The 18,159-nt window shown below is 62.5% G+C and carries 20 protein-coding genes and 1 other RNA gene; 13 read left to right on the top strand and 8 right to left on the bottom strand.

From position 1 onward, the window contains the following. Nucleotides 1-115: 115 nt before the first annotated feature. Entirely contained in the window at nucleotides 116-1,309 is a 1,194-nt protein-coding gene (locus ABIB24_RS06920; protein WP_137162372.1) for a methionine gamma-lyase, read from the top strand. 184 nt (nucleotides 1,310-1,493) lie between these two features. On the opposite strand, the gene ABIB24_RS06915 is transcribed toward ABIB24_RS06920, so the two are convergent. After that, nucleotides 1,494-1,931 (bottom strand): Z-ring associated ZapG family protein, encoded by a 438-nt coding sequence (locus ABIB24_RS06915; RefSeq protein WP_025340565.1) that lies wholly within the window; start codon nucleotides 1,929-1,931, stop codon nucleotides 1,494-1,496. Nucleotides 1,932-2,066: 135 nt separating this feature from the next. Here ABIB24_RS06915 and ABIB24_RS06910 point away from each other — a divergent pair, with 135 nt between their 5' ends. From ABIB24_RS06910 to zapE, 3 genes are all read left to right on the top strand, one after another. Then, on the top strand, nucleotides 2,067-2,702 hold the full coding sequence (locus tag ABIB24_RS06910; RefSeq protein WP_137162371.1) for an alpha/beta hydrolase: 636 nt from the start codon (nucleotides 2,067-2,069) through the stop codon (nucleotides 2,700-2,702). Between the two features lie 25 nt (nucleotides 2,703-2,727). Beyond that, nucleotides 2,728-4,077 (top strand): tryptophan--tRNA ligase, encoded by a 1,350-nt coding sequence (locus ABIB24_RS06905; protein WP_137162370.1) that lies wholly within the window; start codon nucleotides 2,728-2,730, stop codon nucleotides 4,075-4,077. A 164-nt stretch (nucleotides 4,078-4,241) separates the two neighbouring features. Further along, the gene (gene zapE, locus ABIB24_RS06900) at nucleotides 4,242-5,336 is read left to right on the top strand and encodes a cell division protein ZapE (RefSeq protein WP_025340562.1); all 1,095 of its coding nucleotides are present in this window, start codon (nucleotides 4,242-4,244) and stop codon (nucleotides 5,334-5,336) included. A gap of 116 nt (nucleotides 5,337-5,452) precedes the next feature. Here zapE and ABIB24_RS06895 read toward each other — a convergent pair whose 3' ends face one another. Both ABIB24_RS06895 and ABIB24_RS06890 read right to left on the bottom strand, forming a co-directional pair. Beyond that, nucleotides 5,453-6,373 (bottom strand): GlxA family transcriptional regulator, encoded by a 921-nt coding sequence (locus ABIB24_RS06895; protein WP_075047039.1) that lies wholly within the window; start codon nucleotides 6,371-6,373, stop codon nucleotides 5,453-5,455. Between the two features lie 213 nt (nucleotides 6,374-6,586). Further along, the gene (locus tag ABIB24_RS06890; RefSeq protein WP_023662822.1) at nucleotides 6,587-7,627 is read right to left on the bottom strand and encodes an NADP(H)-dependent aldo-keto reductase; all 1,041 of its coding nucleotides are present in this window, start codon (nucleotides 7,625-7,627) and stop codon (nucleotides 6,587-6,589) included. Between the two features lie 257 nt (nucleotides 7,628-7,884). Between ABIB24_RS06890 and rplM the strand changes: the two genes are divergently transcribed. The 7 genes from rplM to ABIB24_RS06855 all read left to right on the top strand — a co-directional run bounded on the left by rplM (nucleotide 7,885) and on the right by ABIB24_RS06855 (nucleotide 12,750). Then, nucleotides 7,885-8,313 (top strand): 50S ribosomal protein L13, encoded by a 429-nt coding sequence (gene rplM, locus ABIB24_RS06885; RefSeq protein WP_003260798.1) that lies wholly within the window; start codon nucleotides 7,885-7,887, stop codon nucleotides 8,311-8,313. A gap of 14 nt (nucleotides 8,314-8,327) precedes the next feature. Beyond that, nucleotides 8,328-8,720: a 30S ribosomal protein S9 gene (rpsI, locus tag ABIB24_RS06880; protein ID WP_003260797.1), complete on the top strand. Its 393-nt coding sequence runs from the start codon at nucleotides 8,328-8,330 to the stop codon at nucleotides 8,718-8,720. 263 nt (nucleotides 8,721-8,983) lie between these two features. Further along, on the top strand, nucleotides 8,984-9,577 hold the full coding sequence (petA, locus tag ABIB24_RS06875; protein ID WP_015271723.1) for a ubiquinol-cytochrome c reductase iron-sulfur subunit: 594 nt from the start codon (nucleotides 8,984-8,986) through the stop codon (nucleotides 9,575-9,577). Beyond that, complete coding sequence (locus ABIB24_RS06870; protein WP_025340560.1) at nucleotides 9,577-10,788, top strand: cytochrome b; 1,212 nt, start codon at nucleotides 9,577-9,579, stop codon at nucleotides 10,786-10,788. Before petA ends, ABIB24_RS06870 begins: the two co-directional genes overlap by 1 nt. Beyond that, nucleotides 10,788-11,567 (top strand): cytochrome c1, encoded by a 780-nt coding sequence (locus ABIB24_RS06865; RefSeq protein ID WP_085614300.1) that lies wholly within the window; start codon nucleotides 10,788-10,790, stop codon nucleotides 11,565-11,567. Before ABIB24_RS06870 ends, ABIB24_RS06865 begins: the two co-directional genes overlap by 1 nt. 117 nt (nucleotides 11,568-11,684) lie before the next feature. After that, nucleotides 11,685-12,308, top strand: a complete 624-nt coding sequence (locus tag ABIB24_RS06860) for a glutathione S-transferase N-terminal domain-containing protein (protein ID WP_137162367.1) — start codon at nucleotides 11,685-11,687, stop codon at nucleotides 12,306-12,308. A gap of 10 nt (nucleotides 12,309-12,318) precedes the next feature. Further along, nucleotides 12,319-12,750, top strand: a complete 432-nt coding sequence (locus tag ABIB24_RS06855; RefSeq protein ID WP_084785265.1) for a ClpXP protease specificity-enhancing factor — start codon at nucleotides 12,319-12,321, stop codon at nucleotides 12,748-12,750. A 48-nt stretch (nucleotides 12,751-12,798) separates the two neighbouring features. Here the strand turns inward: ABIB24_RS06855 and ABIB24_RS06850 are convergent, their stop codons facing one another. From ABIB24_RS06850 to ABIB24_RS06830, 5 genes are all read right to left on the bottom strand, one after another. Further along, nucleotides 12,799-13,017 carry a YgdI/YgdR family lipoprotein gene (locus ABIB24_RS06850; RefSeq protein WP_025340556.1) on the bottom strand — a complete coding sequence of 73 codons (219 nt, stop codon included), beginning with the start codon at nucleotides 13,015-13,017 and terminating at the stop codon, nucleotides 12,799-12,801. A gap of 163 nt (nucleotides 13,018-13,180) precedes the next feature. After that, entirely contained in the window at nucleotides 13,181-13,759 is a 579-nt protein-coding gene (locus tag ABIB24_RS06845) for a BON domain-containing protein (RefSeq protein WP_015271720.1), read from the bottom strand. Next, the gene (locus tag ABIB24_RS06840; protein WP_012274070.1) at nucleotides 13,756-14,349 is read right to left on the bottom strand and encodes a phosphoheptose isomerase; all 594 of its coding nucleotides are present in this window, start codon (nucleotides 14,347-14,349) and stop codon (nucleotides 13,756-13,758) included. The genes ABIB24_RS06845 and ABIB24_RS06840 overlap by 4 nt, the downstream gene beginning before the upstream one ends. 86 nt (nucleotides 14,350-14,435) lie before the next feature. Further along, the gene (locus ABIB24_RS06835; protein WP_085664411.1) at nucleotides 14,436-14,807 is read right to left on the bottom strand and encodes a YraN family protein; all 372 of its coding nucleotides are present in this window, start codon (nucleotides 14,805-14,807) and stop codon (nucleotides 14,436-14,438) included. Further along, on the bottom strand, nucleotides 14,807-16,624 hold the full coding sequence (locus ABIB24_RS06830) for a penicillin-binding protein activator (protein ID WP_025340555.1): 1,818 nt from the start codon (nucleotides 16,622-16,624) through the stop codon (nucleotides 14,807-14,809). Before ABIB24_RS06830 ends, ABIB24_RS06835 begins: the two co-directional genes overlap by 1 nt. Before the next feature lie 186 nt (nucleotides 16,625-16,810). Between ABIB24_RS06830 and rsmI the strand changes: the two genes are divergently transcribed. Further along, nucleotides 16,811-17,686, top strand: a complete 876-nt coding sequence (rsmI, locus tag ABIB24_RS06825) for a 16S rRNA (cytidine(1402)-2'-O)-methyltransferase (RefSeq protein WP_043935900.1) — start codon at nucleotides 16,811-16,813, stop codon at nucleotides 17,684-17,686. Between the two features lie 67 nt (nucleotides 17,687-17,753). After that, an RNA gene (gene rnpB / locus ABIB24_RS06820) (RNase P RNA component class A) lies at nucleotides 17,754-18,113 on the top strand. The last annotated feature ends 46 nt before the right edge of the window (nucleotides 18,114-18,159 follow it).

Genomic DNA, 18,159 nt, shown 5'->3' with positions numbered 1-18,159 from the left:
TGGTCCGGTAATTATTGTTTTTGTTCCAACAAGCGCACGGATGCGTGGGCCATTTTGGAAAAAATCGGGCAGCTCGGTGGCATAAGCTTATAGCAAACCACAAGAGGCTGTTGCCATGCGCGACTCCCATAACAACACCGGTTTTTCCACGCGGGCCATTCACCATGGCTACGACCCGCTTTCCCACGGTGGCGCCCTGGTGCCGCCGGTGTACCAGACCGCTACCTATGCCTTCCCCACCGTGGAATACGGCGCTGCGTGCTTTGCCGGGGAGGAGCCGGGGCATTTCTACAGCCGCATCTCCAACCCTACCCTGGCCCTGCTGGAACAGCGCATGGCCTCGCTGGAGGGCGGCGAGGCGGGGTTGGCATTGGCGTCGGGCATGGGGGCCATCACCTCGACGATCTGGACCCTGCTGCGCCCCGGCGATGAGCTGATTGTCGGGCGTACTTTGTATGGCTGCACCTTTGCTTTCCTGCACCATGGCATTGGCGAATTCGGGGTGAAGATCCGCCATGTCGACCTGAACGACGCCAAGGCCCTGAAAGCGGCGATCAACAGCAAAACGCGGATGATCTACTTCGAAACGCCGGCCAACCCCAACATGCAGCTGGTGGATATCGCCGCGGTGGCCGAGGCGGTGCGCGGGCATGATGTGCATGTGGTGGTCGACAACACCTACTGCACGCCCTACCTGCAGCGGCCGCTGGAGCTGGGGGCGGACCTGGTGGTGCATTCGGCGACCAAGTACCTCAGTGGCCACGGTGATATCACTGCCGGGCTGGTGGTGGGGCGCAAGGCGCTGGTTGACCGCATTCGCCTGGAAGGGCTGAAGGACATGACCGGGGCGGTGCTGTCGCCCCACGATGCGGCGCTGCTGATGCGCGGGATCAAGACCCTCGCCCTGCGCATGGACCGCCATTGCGCCAATGCCCAGCAGGTGGCCGAGGCTCTGGTGCGGCAGCCGCAGGTGGAGCTGATTCACTACCCGGGTTTGCCGTCGTTTGCCCAGTACGAGCTGGCGCAGCGGCAGATGCGTTTGCCGGGTGGGATGATCGCGTTCGAGCTCAAGGGTGGTATCGAGGCCGGGCGCAGGTTCATGAATGCCTTGCAACTGTTTGCCCGTGCGGTGAGCCTGGGCGATGCCGAGTCGCTGGCGCAGCATCCGGCGAGCATGACGCACTCAAGCTATACCGCGAAGGAGCGGGCGCATCACGGGATATCGGAGGGGCTGGTGCGCTTGTCGGTGGGGCTGGAGGATGTGGAGGACCTGCTGGCGGATGTCGAGCAGGCATTGGGGCACCTGTAGGAGCGGCCTTGTGTCGCGAAAGGGGCGCGTAGCGGCCCCAGGATTTCAGCCAGCCTGCAAGATCGCCGGGGCTGCTGCGCAGCCCTTTCGCGACACAAGGCCGCTCCTACAAGGGATCGCGCCCGGGCAGGAAGACATGCCCACAAAAAAGGCCTCTTGCGAGGCCTTTTTCATGTTCGGCAGATCAGCGCTTGAGCCCGTAGCTCTCGTCGAGCATGCCCGGCGAGTTCGGCGCTTTCGGCGCGTAGTCGCGCGGCACTTCGGCAGTGTCCTTCGGCGGGGTCAGGCGGTCACGTGGGCCCTGGCTGCCTTCGGAATGCAGGGCGGCCAGCAGGCGCTGACGGGTCACGTCGTCGAGGGCCAGGGTATTGGCGCCGTCGGCCAGGTGATCCTGGACGTCCTGATAGCTCTGGGTCAGTTTCTTGACCAGCACGGCAGTGCTGTTGAAGTGGGTGACCACTTCGTTCTGGTAGCTGTCGAAACGCTTCTGGATGTCATCCAGCTGACGCTGGGTGCTGCTCGGCGCGGCATTGGGCAGCAGGCGAGCGACGACGAAACCAACCACCACGCCGATGACCAGGGCCAGGGTCGGCAACAACCAAACAAGGAGCGAGAGTTCCACGAGTCCTTCCTCTATAAACGGCTTTGCTTTACGTTAACGGCTCAGACCTGCGCTGTATACCGCGAGCGATCGCAAATCAGAACAGAATTCCTCACCTAGACGAATCGACCCCTCCCGAGGTCACGGAGTAGTGCCTTGCTTGTCCGCGAAACCCCCTTGTTCATCGATGGCCCCAGCGGCCAGCTGGAAGCCTTGTACCTGGACGTGGCCAATGCACGTGGCGCGGTGCTGATCTGCCACCCCAACCCGGTCCAGGGTGGCACCATGCTCAACAAGGTGGTCTCGACCCTGCAACGCACCGCCCGTGATGCCGGCTACGTGACCTTGCGGTTCAACTACCGTGGCGTCGGGCAGAGCGCCGGCACCCATGACATGGGCGCTGGCGAGGTGGCCGATGCCGAGGCCGCTGCGGCCTGGCTGCGCGAAAAGCATCTGGGCCTGCCGCTGGTGCTGATGGGCTTCTCGTTCGGTGGCTTCGTCGCCACCAGCCTGGCCGGCCGCCTGGAGGCCGCCGGGGTAGAGCTGCAGCAGCTGTTCATGATCGCCCCGGCGGTCATGCGCCTGACGGCGGAATTCCCCTTGCCGCAGCGCTGCCCGATCACCGTGGTGCAGCCGGACGCCGACGAAGTCGTCGCCCCGCAGCTGGTTTACGAATGGTCCGACAGCCTGTCGCGCCCCCATGAGCTGCTGAAAGTGGCAGAATGCGGACACTTCTTCCATGGCAAGCTGACCGATCTGAAGGATCTGCTGCTGCCGCGCCTTTCGAACTGAGCCAAGCCTGAATAAGCGAACACCCATGACCACGCGCATTCTTACCGGTATCACCACCACCGGCACTCCGCACCTGGGCAACTACGCCGGCGCCATCCGCCCGGCGATCCGTGCCAGCCAGCAGCCCGGTGTCGACTCGTTCTATTTCCTGGCCGACTACCACGCCCTGATCAAGTGCGACGACCCGCTGCGCATCCAGCGTTCGCGCCTGGAAATCGCCGCCACCTGGCTGGCCGGTGGCCTCGATCCGGACAAGGTGACCTTCTACCGCCAGTCCGATATCCCGGAAATCCCCGAGCTGACCTGGCTGCTGACCTGCGTCAGCGCCAAGGGCCTGCTCAATCGCGCGCACGCCTACAAGGCTTCGGTGGACAAGAACCTGGAAAACGGCGAAGACCCGGATGCCGGCGTGACCATGGGCCTGTACAGCTACCCGGTGCTGATGGCCGCGGACATCCTGATGTTCAACGCCAACAAGGTGCCGGTCGGCCGTGACCAGATCCAGCACGTGGAAATGGCCCGCGACATCGGCCAACGCTTCAACCACCTGTTCGGCCAGGGCAAGGACTTCTTCGCCCTGCCGGAAGCGGTGATCGAGGAGAGCGTGGCGACCTTGCCGGGCCTGGACGGGCGCAAGATGTCCAAGAGCTACGACAACACCATCCCGCTGTTCACCAGTGCCAAGGAGATGAAAGACGCCATCTCGCGCATCGTCACCGACTCGCGTGCGCCTGGCGAAGCGAAAGACCCGGACAACGCTCACCTGTTCACCCTGTTCCAGGCCTTCTCGACGCCGGCGCAGTGCGCCGAGTTCCGTGAAGAGCTGCTGCAGGGCCTGGGCTGGGGCGAGGCCAAGCAGCGCCTGTTCCAGCTGCTGGACGGCCAGTTGGCCGAGAAGCGCGAGTACTACCACCAGCTGATCGCCCGCCCGGCGGACCTGGAAGACATACTGCTGGCCGGTGCCGCCAAGGCTCGCAAGATCGCCACGCCATTCCTCGAGCAACTGCGCGAGGCCGTTGGCCTGCGTTCGTTCCGCAGCAGCGTGCAGGCCAGCACCGAAGTTAAGAAGAAGGCCGCCAAGAGCGCGCGTTTCGTCAGCTTCCGCGATGAAGACGGCAGCTTCCGCTTCCGCCTGCTGGCCGCTGACGGCGAACAACTGCTGCTGTCGCGCAGCTTCGCCGACGGCAAGAGCGCCGGCGCCGTGAGCAAGCAGCTGCAGCAAGGTAGCGAGGCGGATGTGCGCGTCGAAGGGCTGGGCTTTGGGCTGTGGCTGAACGGCGAACAGGTTGCCGACGGGCCGCAGTTCGACAGTGCCGAAGCCCGTGATTCGGCCATTGAAAGCCTGCGTGCAGCGCTTGCTCCTCAACCGGACTGAGGCATTTCGCCTATAGGAGCGGGTTTACCCGCGAACACCGGCAAAGCAGGTACCATCCAGCACTTAGTTGGTCTGGATGAGGCATATTGACGCAAGTCGCATTGCCATTAAGCGGGCCTGTCGCTACAGTGACGGCCCGTTTTTTGTTGCCTCGCTAACGAATCATGACGCCCCTAGAACGATATCAAGCAGATCTGAAACGTCCCGACTTCTTCCATGACGCGGCGCAGGAAACTGCGGTGCGTCACCTGCAGCGCCTGTACGACGACCTGGTGCACGCGCAGAACAACAAGCCGGGCGTGTTCGGCAAGCTGTTCGGCAAGAAGGAGCAGACCCCGGTCAAGGGCCTGTACTTCTGGGGTGGGGTAGGGCGCGGCAAGACCTACCTGGTCGATACCTTCTTCGAGGCGCTGCCGTTCAAGCAGAAGATGCGCACGCACTTCCACCGCTTCATGAAGCGTGTGCACGAGGAAATGAAAACCCTCAAGGGCGAGAAGAACCCGCTGACCATCATTGCCAAGCGCTTCAGCGAAGAAGCCAAGGTCATCTGTTTCGACGAGTTCTTCGTATCGGACATTACCGACGCGATGATCCTCGGCACCCTGATGGAAGAGTTGTTCAAAAACGGCGTATCGCTGGTGGCTACTTCCAACATCGTGCCGGACGGCCTGTACAAGGACGGCTTGCAGCGCGCGCGCTTCCTGCCCGCCATCGCCATGATCAAGCAGTACACCGAGGTGGTGAACGTCGACAGCGGGGTCGACTACCGCCTGCGTCACCTGGAGCAGGCCGAGCTGTACCACTACCCGCTCGATGAGGCGGCGCACCAGAGCCTGCGCGCCAGCTTCAAGGCGCTGACCCCTGAATGCACCCAGGCGGTCGAGAACGACGTGCTGATGATCGAGAATCGCCCGATCAATGCCCTGCTTACCTGTGACGACGTGGCCTGGTTCGACTTCCGCGCCCTGTGCGACGGCCCCCGCAGCCAGAACGACTACATCGAACTGGGCAAGATCTTCCATGCCGTGCTGTTGAGCAACGTGGAGCAGATGGGTGTCACCACCGACGACATCGCCCGCCGCTTCATCAACATGGTGGACGAGTTCTACGACCGCAACGTCAAGCTGATCATCTCGGCCGAGGTGGAGCTGAAGGACCTGTATACCGGTGGGCGCTTGGCCTTCGAGTTCCAGCGTACCCTGAGCCGCTTGCTGGAGATGCAGTCGCACGAGTTCCTGGCGCGGGCGCACAAGCCCTGAGAATCCGGGGCCGCTTTGCGGCCCTTTCGCGACACAAGGCCGCTCCTACAGGATTACGCGATTCCCTGTAGGAGCGGCCTTGTGTCGCGATGGGCTGCAAGGCAGCCCCATTGGCCTCAAGCTTCTTGCATGAACTGCTGCCGATACTGGTTCGGCGACAACTCGGTGTGCTGACGGAACAGCCGCGCAAAGAAACTGGCATCGTCATATCCGACCTCATAGCTGATGGTCTTGATGCTCTTGCGCGTACTCGACAGCAACCCCTTGGCCGTCTCGATCCGTAGCCGTTGCAGGTAGTGCAGCGGTTTGTCACCCGTCGCGCCCTGGAAGCGGCGCATGAAATTGCGAATGCTCATGCCGTGGTTGCGGGCCACGTCCTCGAAGCGGAACTTGTCGGCGAAGTGTTCCTCCAGCCAGTGCTGGATCTGCAGGATGATCAGGTCCTGGTGCAGCTTCTGCCCGCCAAAGCCCATGCGCCCGGGGGTGTAGTTGCGCTGCACTTCGTAGAGGATGTCGCGGGACACGGCGCGGGCCACGTTGGCGCCACAGAAGCGTTCGATCAGGTAGATGTACAGGTCACAGGCCGAGGTGGTGCCGCCGGCGCAGTACAGGTTGTCGGCGTCGGTCAGGTGCTTGTCCTGGTTCAGCCGGATCTTCGGGAAACGTTCGGCAAAGCTGTTGAAGAAGCGCCAGTAGGTGGTCGCTTCCTTGCCGTCGAGCAGGCCGGACTCGGCCAGCCAGAACACGCCACTGGCCTCGGCGCACAGCACAGCGCCACGGGCATGCTGTTCACGCAGCCACGGCAGCACCTGTGGATAACGTTGCAGCAGGTTGTCGAAGTCGTCCCAGAAGGCCGGGAGGATGATCACATCGGCGTCGTCCAGGCCGCCTTCGACCGGCAGCTGCACATTGCTGAAGCTGTCCACGGGCTGGCCGTCCGGGCTTACCAGGCGGATCTCGAACATGGGCTGAAGGCCCAGGCCCAGCTGCTTGCTGTAGCGCAAGCTGGCGAGGTGGAAGAAATCCTTGGCCTGCATCAAGGTCGAAGCGAACACCTTGTCAATGGCCAGGATGCTGACGCGCCGCAGCGACGCGGAGGGTTGGGTAAACATCATTGTCATTGTTCTTATAGGGTAGAGTGGTCAATCACCGGCTGGATCGTCTTATTTTTTGGCGATTGTGTCTAGCCTGCTACACCGCGCTGGTTTCTTCGCGGGCTTGCCCGCGAAGAACACAGCACAGGGTCCGGCTCAAGGCGCCGGGTTCGGTTGCTCCTGGTGAATCGCCTCGATCGCCGCCAGCAGTTCATCACTCAGGCTCAGCTCGAGGCTGGCAAGGTTGCTGTCCAGTTGCTCGAGGCTGGTCGCGCCAATGATGTTGCTGGTCACGAACGGCTGCCGGGTGACGAATGCCAGGGCCATCTGTGCCGGGTCCAGGCCGTGCTCGCGGGCCAGCTGCACATAGCGGCTGCAGGCCGCCACGGTCTGTGGGTTGGAGTAGCGGGCAAAGCGGCTGAACAGGGTCAGGCGTGCGTTTTCCGGGCGTGCGCCGTTCTCGTATTTGCCGGAAAGCATGCCGAACGCCAGCGGCGAATAGGCCAGCAGGCCGCACTGCTCGCGGATGGCCACTTCCGCCAGGCCCACCTCGAAGCTGCGGTTGAGCAGGTTGTACGGGTTCTGGATCGACACCGCTCGCGGCCAGCCGCGGCTTTCGGCCAGTTGCAGGAACTTCATGGTGCCCCACGGCGTTTCGTTGGACAGGCCGACGTGGCGGATCTTGCCCGCGCGCACCTGCTCGTCGAGCACTTCGAGGGTTTCTTCAAGCGGGGTGAAGTGGTCCTGTGGCAGGTGCTGGTAGCCCAGCTTGCCGAAGAAGTTGGTGCTGCGCTCGGGCCAGTGCAGCTGGTACAGGTCGATGCGGTCGGTCTGCAGGCGCTTGAGGCTCTCGTCCAGCGCGGCGACGATGTGCTGGCGGTTGTGCTTGAGCTGGCCGTCGCGGATGTGGCTGATGCCGTTGCCGGGGCCGGCGACCTTGCTGGCCAGCACCCAGTCGTCGCGATCGCCATTGGCGCGGAACCAGTTGCCGATGATGCGTTCGGTGGCGGCGTAGGTTTCGGGGCGGGGCGGCACCGGGTACATCTCGGCGGTGTCGATGAAGTTGACCCCGGCGGCCTTGGCCCGGGCAATCTGCTCGAAGGCCTCGGCCTGGACGTTCTGCTCGCCCCAGGTCATGGTGCCCAGGCACAGGGCGCTGACATTGAGGTCGGTACGGCCGAGCTGGCGGTATTCCATCGGGTAGACACTCCTTGACAAAGAAGCCCATCAAAGCAGGTTGAAATTTTTCGCGCAATCTGGATAATTCGGCCCCTCTCCGTGTGGCGGAAGTGATGCACCACCACGCAGGAAGAACCCCGTCGAACATTGGCGTGCCTGACCCGAGCCCCCAAAAGCGTCAGCGTTCGGCTGCGCGCTTGCCCTTGGCAAGCTGTGCACTATCCAGTAAGATTCGCCGTCTATTTTTCGCTGGGCGGCCTCTGAGGCTTTAGAGAATGAAAACTTTTACTGCTAAACCGGAAACAGTAAAGCGCGAGTGGTTCGTAGTCGACGCCGCTGGCCAGACCCTGGGTCGTCTGGCTACCGAAATCGCTAGCCGTCTGCGTGGCAAACACAAACCAGAATACACCCCTCACGTTGACACCGGCGACTACATCGTCGTCATCAACGCCGAGCAGGTTCGTGTGACTGGTGCCAAGTCTTCCGACAAGATGTACTACTCCCACTCCGGTTTCCCGGGCGGTATCAAGGAAATCAACTTCGAGAAGTTGATCGCCAAGGCCCCTGAGCGTGTTATCGAAACTGCGGTCAAAGGCATGCTGCCGAAGAACCCGCTGGGTCGCGACATGTACCGCAAGCTGAAAGTGTACGCGGGTGCTGCTCACCCACACACTGCTCAGCAGCCTCAAGAACTGAAGATCTAACGGGATAGTTCATTATGTCGGCGACTCAAAACTACGGCACTGGCCGTCGCAAGACCGCAACCGCTCGCGTATTCCTGCGTCCGGGTACTGGTAACATTTCCATCAACAACCGTTCTCTGGACGTGTTCTTCGGTCGCGAAACCGCTCGCATGGTTGTTCGTCAGCCGCTCGAGCTGACCGAAACCGTCGAGAAGTTCGACATCTACGTCACCGTTTCCGGTGGTGGTGTCAGCGGTCAAGCCGGTGCGATCCGTCACGGTATCACCCGCGCTCTGATGGAATACGACGAAACCCTGCGTGGCGCTCTGCGTCGTGCTGGTTACGTCACCCGCGACGCTCGTGAAGTTGAGCGTAAGAAAGTGGGTCTGCGTAAAGCGCGTAAGCGTCCTCAGTACTCCAAGCGTTAATACCGCTTCGGCAGTCGAAAAAAGCCCGGTTCCTTGGAACCGGGCTTTTTTTATGTCTTGAACTAACCTGTCAGCATGTCGGTGACGACTTGCCGCATAGACGCAGATCAAGCAAAGCGAGGGTTGTAGCCCGTTCCCCGGGTAATCACCTTGTCAGTGTGTGGATTTGTTTCTTACCATGGCGGCCAATTTTTAGTGCCACAGACATTACCTAAGTACAGGCCAGGTCCAACTGGCCAAGCAAGCTGATGGGAGAGGACTGAATGAGCAATGACGGCGTCAACGCAGGCCGGCGCCGCTTCCTCGTAGCCGCGACATCTGTAGTCGGGGCAGCGGGGGCAGTGGGGGCTGCGGTACCGTTCGTGGGGTCATGGTTTCCCAGTGCCAAGGCGAAAGCCGCGGGTGCACCGGTGAAGGTCAATATCGCCAAGGTCGAGGCCGGGCAGCAGATGGTGGCCGAGTGGCGTGGCCAGCCGGTGTTCATCGTGCGGCGAACGGACGAGATCCTCGGTAACCTGAAAAAGGTCGTCGGTGACCTGGCTGACCCCGAGTCCAAGGCCTCGGTACAGCCCACCTACGTCGACCCGCAGGTTCGTTCGATCAAGCCGGAAATCCTCATCCTTGTCGGCCTGTGCACACACCTGGGCTGCTCGCCCACCTTCCGTCCGGAAGTCGCACCCGCCGACCTTGGCCCGAAATGGGTCGGTGGCTATTTCTGCCCGTGCCACGGCTCCCACTACGACCTGGCCGGGCGTGTCTACAAGTCGCAGCCGGCACCTCTCAACCTGCCCGTGCCACCGCACTCTTACGAGTCGGACGAGATCGTCGTCATCGGCGTTGACCAGGAGAACGCATGATGAGCAAGTTCATGGACTGGATTGATGCTCGCTTCCCCGCCACCAAGATGTGGGAAGACCACCTGAGCAAGTATTACGCGCCCAAGAACTTCAACTTCCTGTACTTCTTCGGCTCCCTGGCGCTGCTGGTGCTGGTCAACCAGATCGTCACCGGTGTGTGGCTGACCATGAGCTTCACGCCCTCGGCGGAAGAGGCGTTCGCCTCTGTCGAGTACATCATGCGTGATGTGGAATACGGCTGGATCCTGCGCTACTTGCACTCCACCGGTGCATCGGCGTTCTTCATCGTGGTCTACCTGCACATGTTCCGCGGCCTGCTCTACGGCTCCTACCAGAAGCCGCGTGAACTGGTTTGGCTGTTCGGCATGCTGATCTACCTGGCGCTGATGGCCGAAGCCTTCATGGGCTACCTGCTGCCGTGGGGCCAGATGTCGTACTGGGGTGCCCAGGTGATCATCTCGCTGTTCGGTGCCATTCCGGTGATCGGTGGCGACCTCACCCAGTGGATCCGCGGTGACTACCTGATCTCGGGTATCACCCTGAACCGCTTCTTCGCCCTGCACGTGGTCGCCCTGCCGATCGTGATTCTCGGCCTGGTGGTGCTGCACATCCTCGCCCTTCACGAAGTGGGTTCGAACAACCCCGATGGCGTCGACATCAAGAAGAAAAAGGACGAGAACGGTATCCCGTTGGATGGTATCCCGTTCCACCCGTACTACACCGTCAAGGACATTGTCGGCGTGGTGGTGTTCCTGTTCGTGTTCTGCGCCGTGGTGTTCTTCTTCCCGGAAATGGGCGGTTACTTCCTGGAGAAACCTAACTTCGAGCAGGCGAACGCCTTCAAGACCCCCGAGCACATTGCGCCTGTGTGGTACTTCACGCCGTTCTACGCGATCCTGCGTGCGGTGCCTGACAAACTGATGGGCGTCATCGCCATGGGTGCGGCCATTGCCGTGCTGTTCGTGCTGCCCTGGCTCGACCGCAGCCCGGTGCGCTCCATGCGCTACAAGGGCTGGATCAGCAAGCTCTTCCTGCTGGTGTTCTGCGTGGCCTTCGTCATCCTCGGCGTGCTGGGCGTACTGGCGCCGACACCTGGGCGTACCTTGCTGTCGCAGGTGTGCACGGTGTTGTACTTCGCCTACTTCCTGCTGATGCCGTTCTACACAAGGCTCGAGAAGACCAAACCGGTTCCGGAAAGGGTGACTGGCTGATGAAAAAGTTGATTGCAGTATTTTTGCTGGCAGTGATGCCTGCCTTTTCCTTCGCGGCCGAAACGGGCCTGGAGCTGGACAAGGTCGACATCGACCTGGGCGACAAGGCCGCCATGCAGGACGGGGCGCGTACCTTTGCCAACTATTGCATGGGTTGCCACAGTGCCAAGTTCCAGCGTTACGAGCGGGTGGCCGATGACCTTGGCATCCCCCACGAGCTGATGCTCGAGAAGCTGGTGTTCACCGGTGCCAAGATCGGTGACCACATGCAGATCGGCATGAAGCCCAGTGACGCCAAGACCTGGTTCGGCGCCGCACCGCCAGACCTGACCCTGGTGGCGCGGGTGCGTGGCACCGACTGGCTGTACACCTACCTGCGCAGCTTCTATGAGGACCCGTCGCGGCCTTATGGGGTGAACAACAAGGTGTTCCCGAACGTTGGCATGCCAAACGTGCTGGTTGGTCTGCAGGGCAACCAGTACGTCGGCTGCAAACAGGTGCAGACCGTGACCGATGGCAAGAAGCAATTCGACCCGTTGACCGGCGCCCCGATCACCCATGAAGCCTGCGACCAGCTGACCATTACGCCGAATTCCGGTACCCTGACGACCGAGCAGTTCGACGAGAAGGTCAAGAACCTGGTGACCTTCCTGGCCTATTCGGCCAACCCGGTCAAACTGGAAAGCCAGCGCATCGGTACCTACGTGTTGCTGTACCTGGCTTTCTTCTTCGTATTCGCCTACTTGCTCAAGCGTGAATACTGGAAGGACGTGCACTGATCACGCAGTAGTTTCTGGTTGTTGAACGCGCCCGTGGTGGCCTGGCAGATCTGCCAGGTCACCACGGGCGCGTTTTCATTTACAGTTTCACAAGCATCCCGTGCGAGGAGGCGCTACATGGGCGCAACCAACAGGTTAGCCTGCTATTCCGACCCCGCTGATCACTATTCTCATCGGGTACGCCTCGTGCTGGCCGAGAAGGGTATCAGCGTGCAGGTCATCGATGTCGACCCCAGTCGCCTGCCGCCCAAGCTGGCCGAGGTGAACCCTTACGGCAGCGTGCCGACCCTGGTCGACCGTGACCTGGCGCTGTATGAATCGTCCGTGGTGATGGAATACCTCGAGGAGCGTTATCCACATCCGCCGCTGATGCCGGTGTACCCGGTTGCGCGGGGGAACAGTCGCTTGCTGATGCATCGCATCCAGCGCGACTGGTGCTCCCTGGCCGATACCGTGCTCGATCCGCGCAGCAGCGAGGCTGACCGAGCCGAAGCGCGCAAGGCGTTGCGTGAGAGCCTGACCGGGGTCTCGCCGCTGTTCGGCGAGTACGCCTGCTTCATGAGTGAGGAGCAAAGCCTGGTCGATTGTTGTCTACTGCCCATCCTCTGGCGTCTGCCGGTGTTGGGTATCGAGTTGCCGCGGCAAGCCAAGCCGCTGCTGGATTACATGGAGCGGCAGTTCGCCCGCGAGCCTTTCCAGGCGAGCCTGTCCTCTGTAGAACGTGAAATGCGCAAGCTTTAAGGAGCCGTTGATGAACTCCAGTCGCCCCTATCTGGTTCGAGCACTGTACGAGTGGATCGTCGACAACGATTGCACGCCCCATATGCTGGTCAATGCCGAATTCCCGGCGGTGCAGGTGCCGCAAGGTTTCGCCAGTGATGGCCAGATCGTGTTGAACATCTCGCCAAGTGCCGTGCGCAGCCTGCACATGGACAACGACGCGGTCAGCTTCGAGGGCCGCTTCGGTGGCGTGGCTCACTCGCTGTACGTGCCGGTTGGCGCCATCCTGGGTATCTATGCCCGCGAAAATGGCCAGGGTATGGTCTTCGAGCTGGAGCCGCCCGTGATGGATGACGATGAGCCGGAAGATGATGATGTACAGCCGGATGACAATGGCCCACCAGAAGGTGGTGGCCAGCCGCCACGCCCGACTGGCCGGCCAAGCCTGAAAGTGGTCAAGTAACAAAAAAGGCGATCCAACCGGATCGCCTTTTTCTTTACCAGCCCTGGCTTACAGGTCGCTGATGGTGCGTACCTGGTCCTTGTTGATGCGGGTACGCTTGCCGTCGAGTTGCTGGAACTCGTAGAAGCCGGCGTCGCGGTCGAATTCCGGTACGTCGACGGCCTGGATTTCACGGCCATCGTTGAGGGTGATCAGGCTTGGTGTGGAGCAGCCGGCCAGGGTGGCGAAAGTGCCGAACAGCAGGGCAGGCAGCAGAAGCTTTTTCATGCGGTGTTTCCTGGATTTCTGAAAGGTGGGGCAGTGTTGTCGCCTGTGCTGGCCTTTTCGCGGGTAAACCCGCTCCCACAGGAACACAACAAGCCTCGAAAGCTGTGAGATCCCTGTGGGAGCGGGTTTACCCGCGAAGAGGCCGGTGCAGGCAATCAGTGAATCAGTCGATGTACTCGAACAGTTTGACGATCTTCTGCACACCCGAAACGCCCTGTACCACGGCAGTGGCCGAGTTGGCCTCCTGCTGGGTCACCAGGCCGAGCAGGTAGACGATGCCGTTCTCGGTAATCACCTTGATGCGCGAGCTGGGCACGGCATTGTCGGTCAGCATCTGGGTCTTGATCTTGGTGGTCAGCCAGGCGTCGTTGTTGCGCGCCAGGATGGAGGAGGGCTGCATCACCTGCAGCTCGTTGTGTACTTTCTTGACCCGCTGTACCTGGCTGGCAGTCTGCTCGGCAAGGCTCTTGAGGTCGGCGCGCGGGGTCTGGCCGGCCAGCAGGACGATGCCGTTGTAGCTGCTGACAACGATGTGCGAACCTTTGTCCAGGTCAGGGCTGGCCTTGGCGATGTTGACCGAGGCCTTGGTTTCGATCAGCGAGTCGTCGATCTTGCTGCCGATGGTGCGCGTGCCGCGATCGTCCTCGATCGGCGAATTGCGGGTAGAGGTCAGTACCGAGCTGCAACCAGTGACGCTCAGGCACAGGGTCAGGGCCATAAGGCCGAGGCGCATAGGGGTCATTCTTCACTCCCGAACAGTTGGCTGTCGATCAGATCACACAGGCAGTGGATCGCCAGCAGGTGGACTTCCTGGATGCGCGCGGTAACCGTCGAAGGTACGCGGATTTCCACGTCTTCGGGCAGCAGCAACGAAGCCATGCCGCCGCCATCGCGACCCGTCAATGCTACGACAATCATTTCGCGGTCATGTGCGGCCTGGATCGCCTGGATCACGTTGGCCGAGTTGCCGCTGGTGGAGATCGCCAGCAGAACGTCACCGGGCTGGCCCAGCGCGCGGATCTGCTTGGAAAAGACTTCGTTGTAGCTGTAGTCGTTGGCGATCGAGGTCAGGGTCGAGCTGTCGGTGGTCAGCGCGATGGCCGGCAGGCTCGGGCGTTCGCGCTCGAAGCGGTTGAGCAGCTCCGAGGAAAAGTGCTGGGCATCGCCGGCCGAGCCGCCGTTGCCGCAGGCGAGCATCTTGCCCTCGTTGAGCAGTGCATTGACCATGACCAGGCTGGCCTGCTCGATGTGCGGTGCCAGGATGTCCATTGCCTGTTGCTTGGTATCGATGCTGGCCTGGAACAGCCGGCGAATTCGGGATTGCATGTCCATCTGGTGACCTTAAGTGGGGCGGTGGCCTTTGCTACGCGCAACAACGACCAGCCCGCGAAACATAGAGCAAAAAAATCGGAGTGGGTTCAGCATTCGAAGGCGTTTTTCAGCCATTGAAGCGGTCTGCCTGCATGGTGGCTGCCCTGCAGGGCGACTACGTCGAAGCGGCAGGGGTGGTTGCCCCAGTGGGGCTCCTTCTGCAGGAACAGGCTGGCGGCGAGCACCAACCGTTTCTGCTTGCGCCCGTCGATACTGCCGAGGGCGCCACCGAAGCCCGCGTGCAACCGGTAGCGGACTTCGACGAATACTACTGTATCGGCGTCGAGCATGACCAGATCAAGCTCACCGCCTTTGCATCGCCAGTTGCGCGCCAGCAGGTGCAGGCCCTGCCCTTGAAGGTATTCAAGGGCTTGGGTTTCCGCTGCCTGCCCGGCGCTGGTGGGCGACGCTGCTGCCATCAGCGGGCGGTGTCTGGCAGGCGCTGGACCTGGCCGCCGACGAACTCGGCCCAAGGCAGCTGGCGCTCGACACGCTGGTTGGCGTTCATGCTCAGGCTGCCCGAAAGGCCCAGTACGCGGTTGTCCGGCAGCGCTTTCAGTTGGCCCAGGCGCGGCGCCAGGCTGTAGGCGTCGACGCCCATGGCATACAGGCGGCCCAGGCTGCCGGCGGCTTGCGGCCATTGCTGCACGACCTGCTGGCGCAGGCTGTTGCTGGTATCGAGCAGCCACGGGGTTTCGCAGAAGCGGATGCCGTTCATGTCGTTGTACTGGTTGACGTCACCACTGGCGCTGTACAGGTTCGAGGTGGCGTAGACCGGTACGTCACCGGCGTACTGGAAGTTCAGGGTCGGCTTGATCTGCTGGGCCTGTTGCGGGGTCGAGGCGAGGAAGATGAAGTCGATGTCCTGGCGGCGCGACGGCTGCGCGGCGATGCTGCCGCCTACCGTGCTCTGCAGGCTCTTGGCGCGGCCTTCGCTCTGGCGCAGCTGGAACAGGTCGGCAATCTGCTGGGCCAGTGCGACCGGCTGGGCGATGCGCTCGGCGGCGAGCAGGGTGCCACCGTTGCCTTCCCAGTCCTGGCGGAAGGCGGCAAGCACGCGGTCGCCCCATTCGCCGCTCGGCACCAGGGCCACGGCGCGGACCATTCCATCGGCGCGGGCGCGGCGGGCCACTTCACGGGCTTCGTCTTCGGCAGCCAGGCCGAACTGGAACAGCTGCGGCGGCGCCTTCTGGCCGGCGTCGGCGTAGTTCAGGGCCAGGGTGGTGATCGGCAGTTGTGGCTTGGCAGCCAGTTGCTTGACCAGCGGTTTTTCCAGCGGGCCGATGACCAGCTGTACGCCTGCGGCCTGGGCCTGGCGATAGAAGTCGTCGAGCGAACCGATGCGCGAGCTGTCGAATACCTGCACGGCTGGCGCCTGCTGGCCGGCTTGCTGGGCCTGGAAGTGCGCAGCCATGAAGCCGTCACGCAGGGCGCGGGCAACACCGGCCAGCGGGCCTTCCTGAGGCAGCAGCAGGGCAATCTTGGTCAGCGGCTGGCTGGCCAGCTCCTTGAGCTTGGTCAGTGCCAGCGGCAGTTGCTGGGCAGCCGGGTGGTCCGGGTGCTGTTTGACCCAGGCGTCGATAGCCGCTTGCTGCTGTTCCAGGGTGCCGGCGCTTTTTACCGCGAAGGCCAGGCTGGTCCAGCCCGCCAGGGTCTGGTCGTTGCCAGGCTGCTGCAGTTGCTCTGCCGGCAGCGAGGCGACCAGTGCCCAGATGGCGTCATTGTTGGCGCTGGCGGCCTGGCCGCTGAGCAGCGGGGCCAGCAGCACGCGCTGTTGCGCGGCGGCCAGGGCCTGGCCATCGGCTTCGAGGGCGGCCGCGTGTACGCTGTAGGTGCGCGCTTGCTGTTCTTCCGGCAGTTCGGCGACGCGCTGCAGGCTCGGGTGGGCCAGGGCGGTCAGGGCGGCCTTGGGCTGGTTGCGGCTCATGGCCAGCTCGGCACCGAGGGTGCTGGCGAACACTTGCTGCGCCGGCTTGAGCGTGTCCAGCGGCACCTGCTCGAGGATGCGTGCGGCGCGTGGGAAATCCTTCTGCTTGTAGGCCAGGTCGGCTGCGCTCAGGCGCAGCAGGGCGGCGTCTTCCGCGGACTTGCTGGAAGCAGCCTTCTCGAGCAGTTGCTCGATGCTGGCGTCCGGGGTGCGTGGCAGTTCGCCCAGGCTGGATGAGGGCGAGCTGGCGCAGGCTGCCAGCAAGGCAGCAAGGCAGAGGGCTGTGAACAGCCGCAGGCAAGCGATCATGTAAAGGTCCTGTTACTCGATCAAGGTGGCCGGCAATTGTACCCAAGCGCTGGCCGGGGCGCGATGTTGCCGTGTCGATCCTTCACTATAGGAGGCCTGCCATCGGTCGTCGGCGAAGTTCTTTGCGCCCTGTTGCAGGCGCTCGGGCTACAATGGCGCCTTTGATCCGAACGACAGGTGTGCGCAGTGACTGATGTGGCAGGGGCTTCGAAATCCACCGTGGGGACGCTGTATGTGGTCGCAACCCCCATCGGCAACCTTGACGACATGAGCGCCCGGGCGCTGAAGGTGCTGGCGGACGTGGCCCTGATCGCGGCGGAAGATACCCGTCATTCGATCCGCCTGCTGCAGCACTTCGGCATCGACACGCCGCTGGCGGCCTGTCATGAGCACAACGAGCGTGACGAGGGCGGGCGTTTTCTCACCAAGCTGCTGGCGGGTGAGAATGTGGCGTTGGTCTCCGATGCCGGCACGCCGCTGATTTCCGATCCGGGGTACCACCTGGTGCGCCAGGCGCGCGCTGCGGGTGTGAACGTGGTGCCGGTGCCGGGCGCCTGCGCTCTGATCGCCGCGCTGTCGGCGGCCGGCCTGCCTTCGGACCGCTTCATCTTCGAAGGCTTCCTGCCGGCCAAGGCAGCGGGGCGTCGGGCGCGCCTGGAGCAGGTAAAGGAAGAGCCGCGCACGCTGATCTTCTATGAGGCCCCGCACCGTATCCTGGAATGCCTCGAGGACATGGAGGCGGTGTTCGGTGGCGAGCGCCCGGCGCTTTTGGCGCGCGAGCTGACCAAGACCTTCGAGACCCTCAAGGGCCTGCCCCTGGCCGAGCTGCGCGCGTTCGTTGCCGGCGACAGCAACCAGCAGCGCGGTGAGTGCGTGGTGCTTGTCGGTGGCTGGAGTGCGCCGGAGGGCGAGCAGGCGATCAGTGCCGAGGCGCAGCGGGTGCTCGACCTGCTGCTGGCCGAGTTGCCACTCAAGCGGGCGGCGGCACTGGCCGCGGAAATTACCGGGGTGCGCAAGAACCTGCTGTACCAACTGGCCCTGGAAAAGCAGAAAGCCGAGTAGTGGCAAATTGATATAGATGTCGGTATTGCTTGTTCTCGGGCGCGCGTGCCGTTAATCTTGGCGGCGGAGAGTCGATCGGACAGTCGCTGCCTGCTTTTGTTCCGCAACAGCAGGGGGAGGAAAGTCCGGGCTCCATAGGGCAGAGTGCCAGGTAACGCCTGGGAGGCGCGAGCCTACGGAAAGTGCCACAGAAAATAACCGCCTAAGCACTTCGGTGCCGGTAAGGGTGAAAAGGTGCGGTAAGAGCGCACCGCACGGCTGGCAACAGTTCGTGGCTAGGTAAACCCCACTCGGAGCAAGACCAAATAGGGTTCCATCAGGCGTGGCCCGCGTCGGAACCGGGTAGGTTGCTAGAGGCGTCCAGCGATGGCCGTCGTAGAGGAATGACTGTCCTCGACAAAACCCGGCTTACAGATCGACTCTCCACCTTTCCCTCCCTGCTTTATTCGATAGCAGATGCCCTCTGGTAATAC

The organism is Pseudomonas sp. UYEF17 (assembly GCF_040546125.1).
Lineage (GTDB): Bacteria > Pseudomonadota > Gammaproteobacteria > Pseudomonadales > Pseudomonadaceae > Aquipseudomonas > Aquipseudomonas putida_Z.
This window is presented reverse-complemented; position numbering and strand designations above follow the sequence as displayed.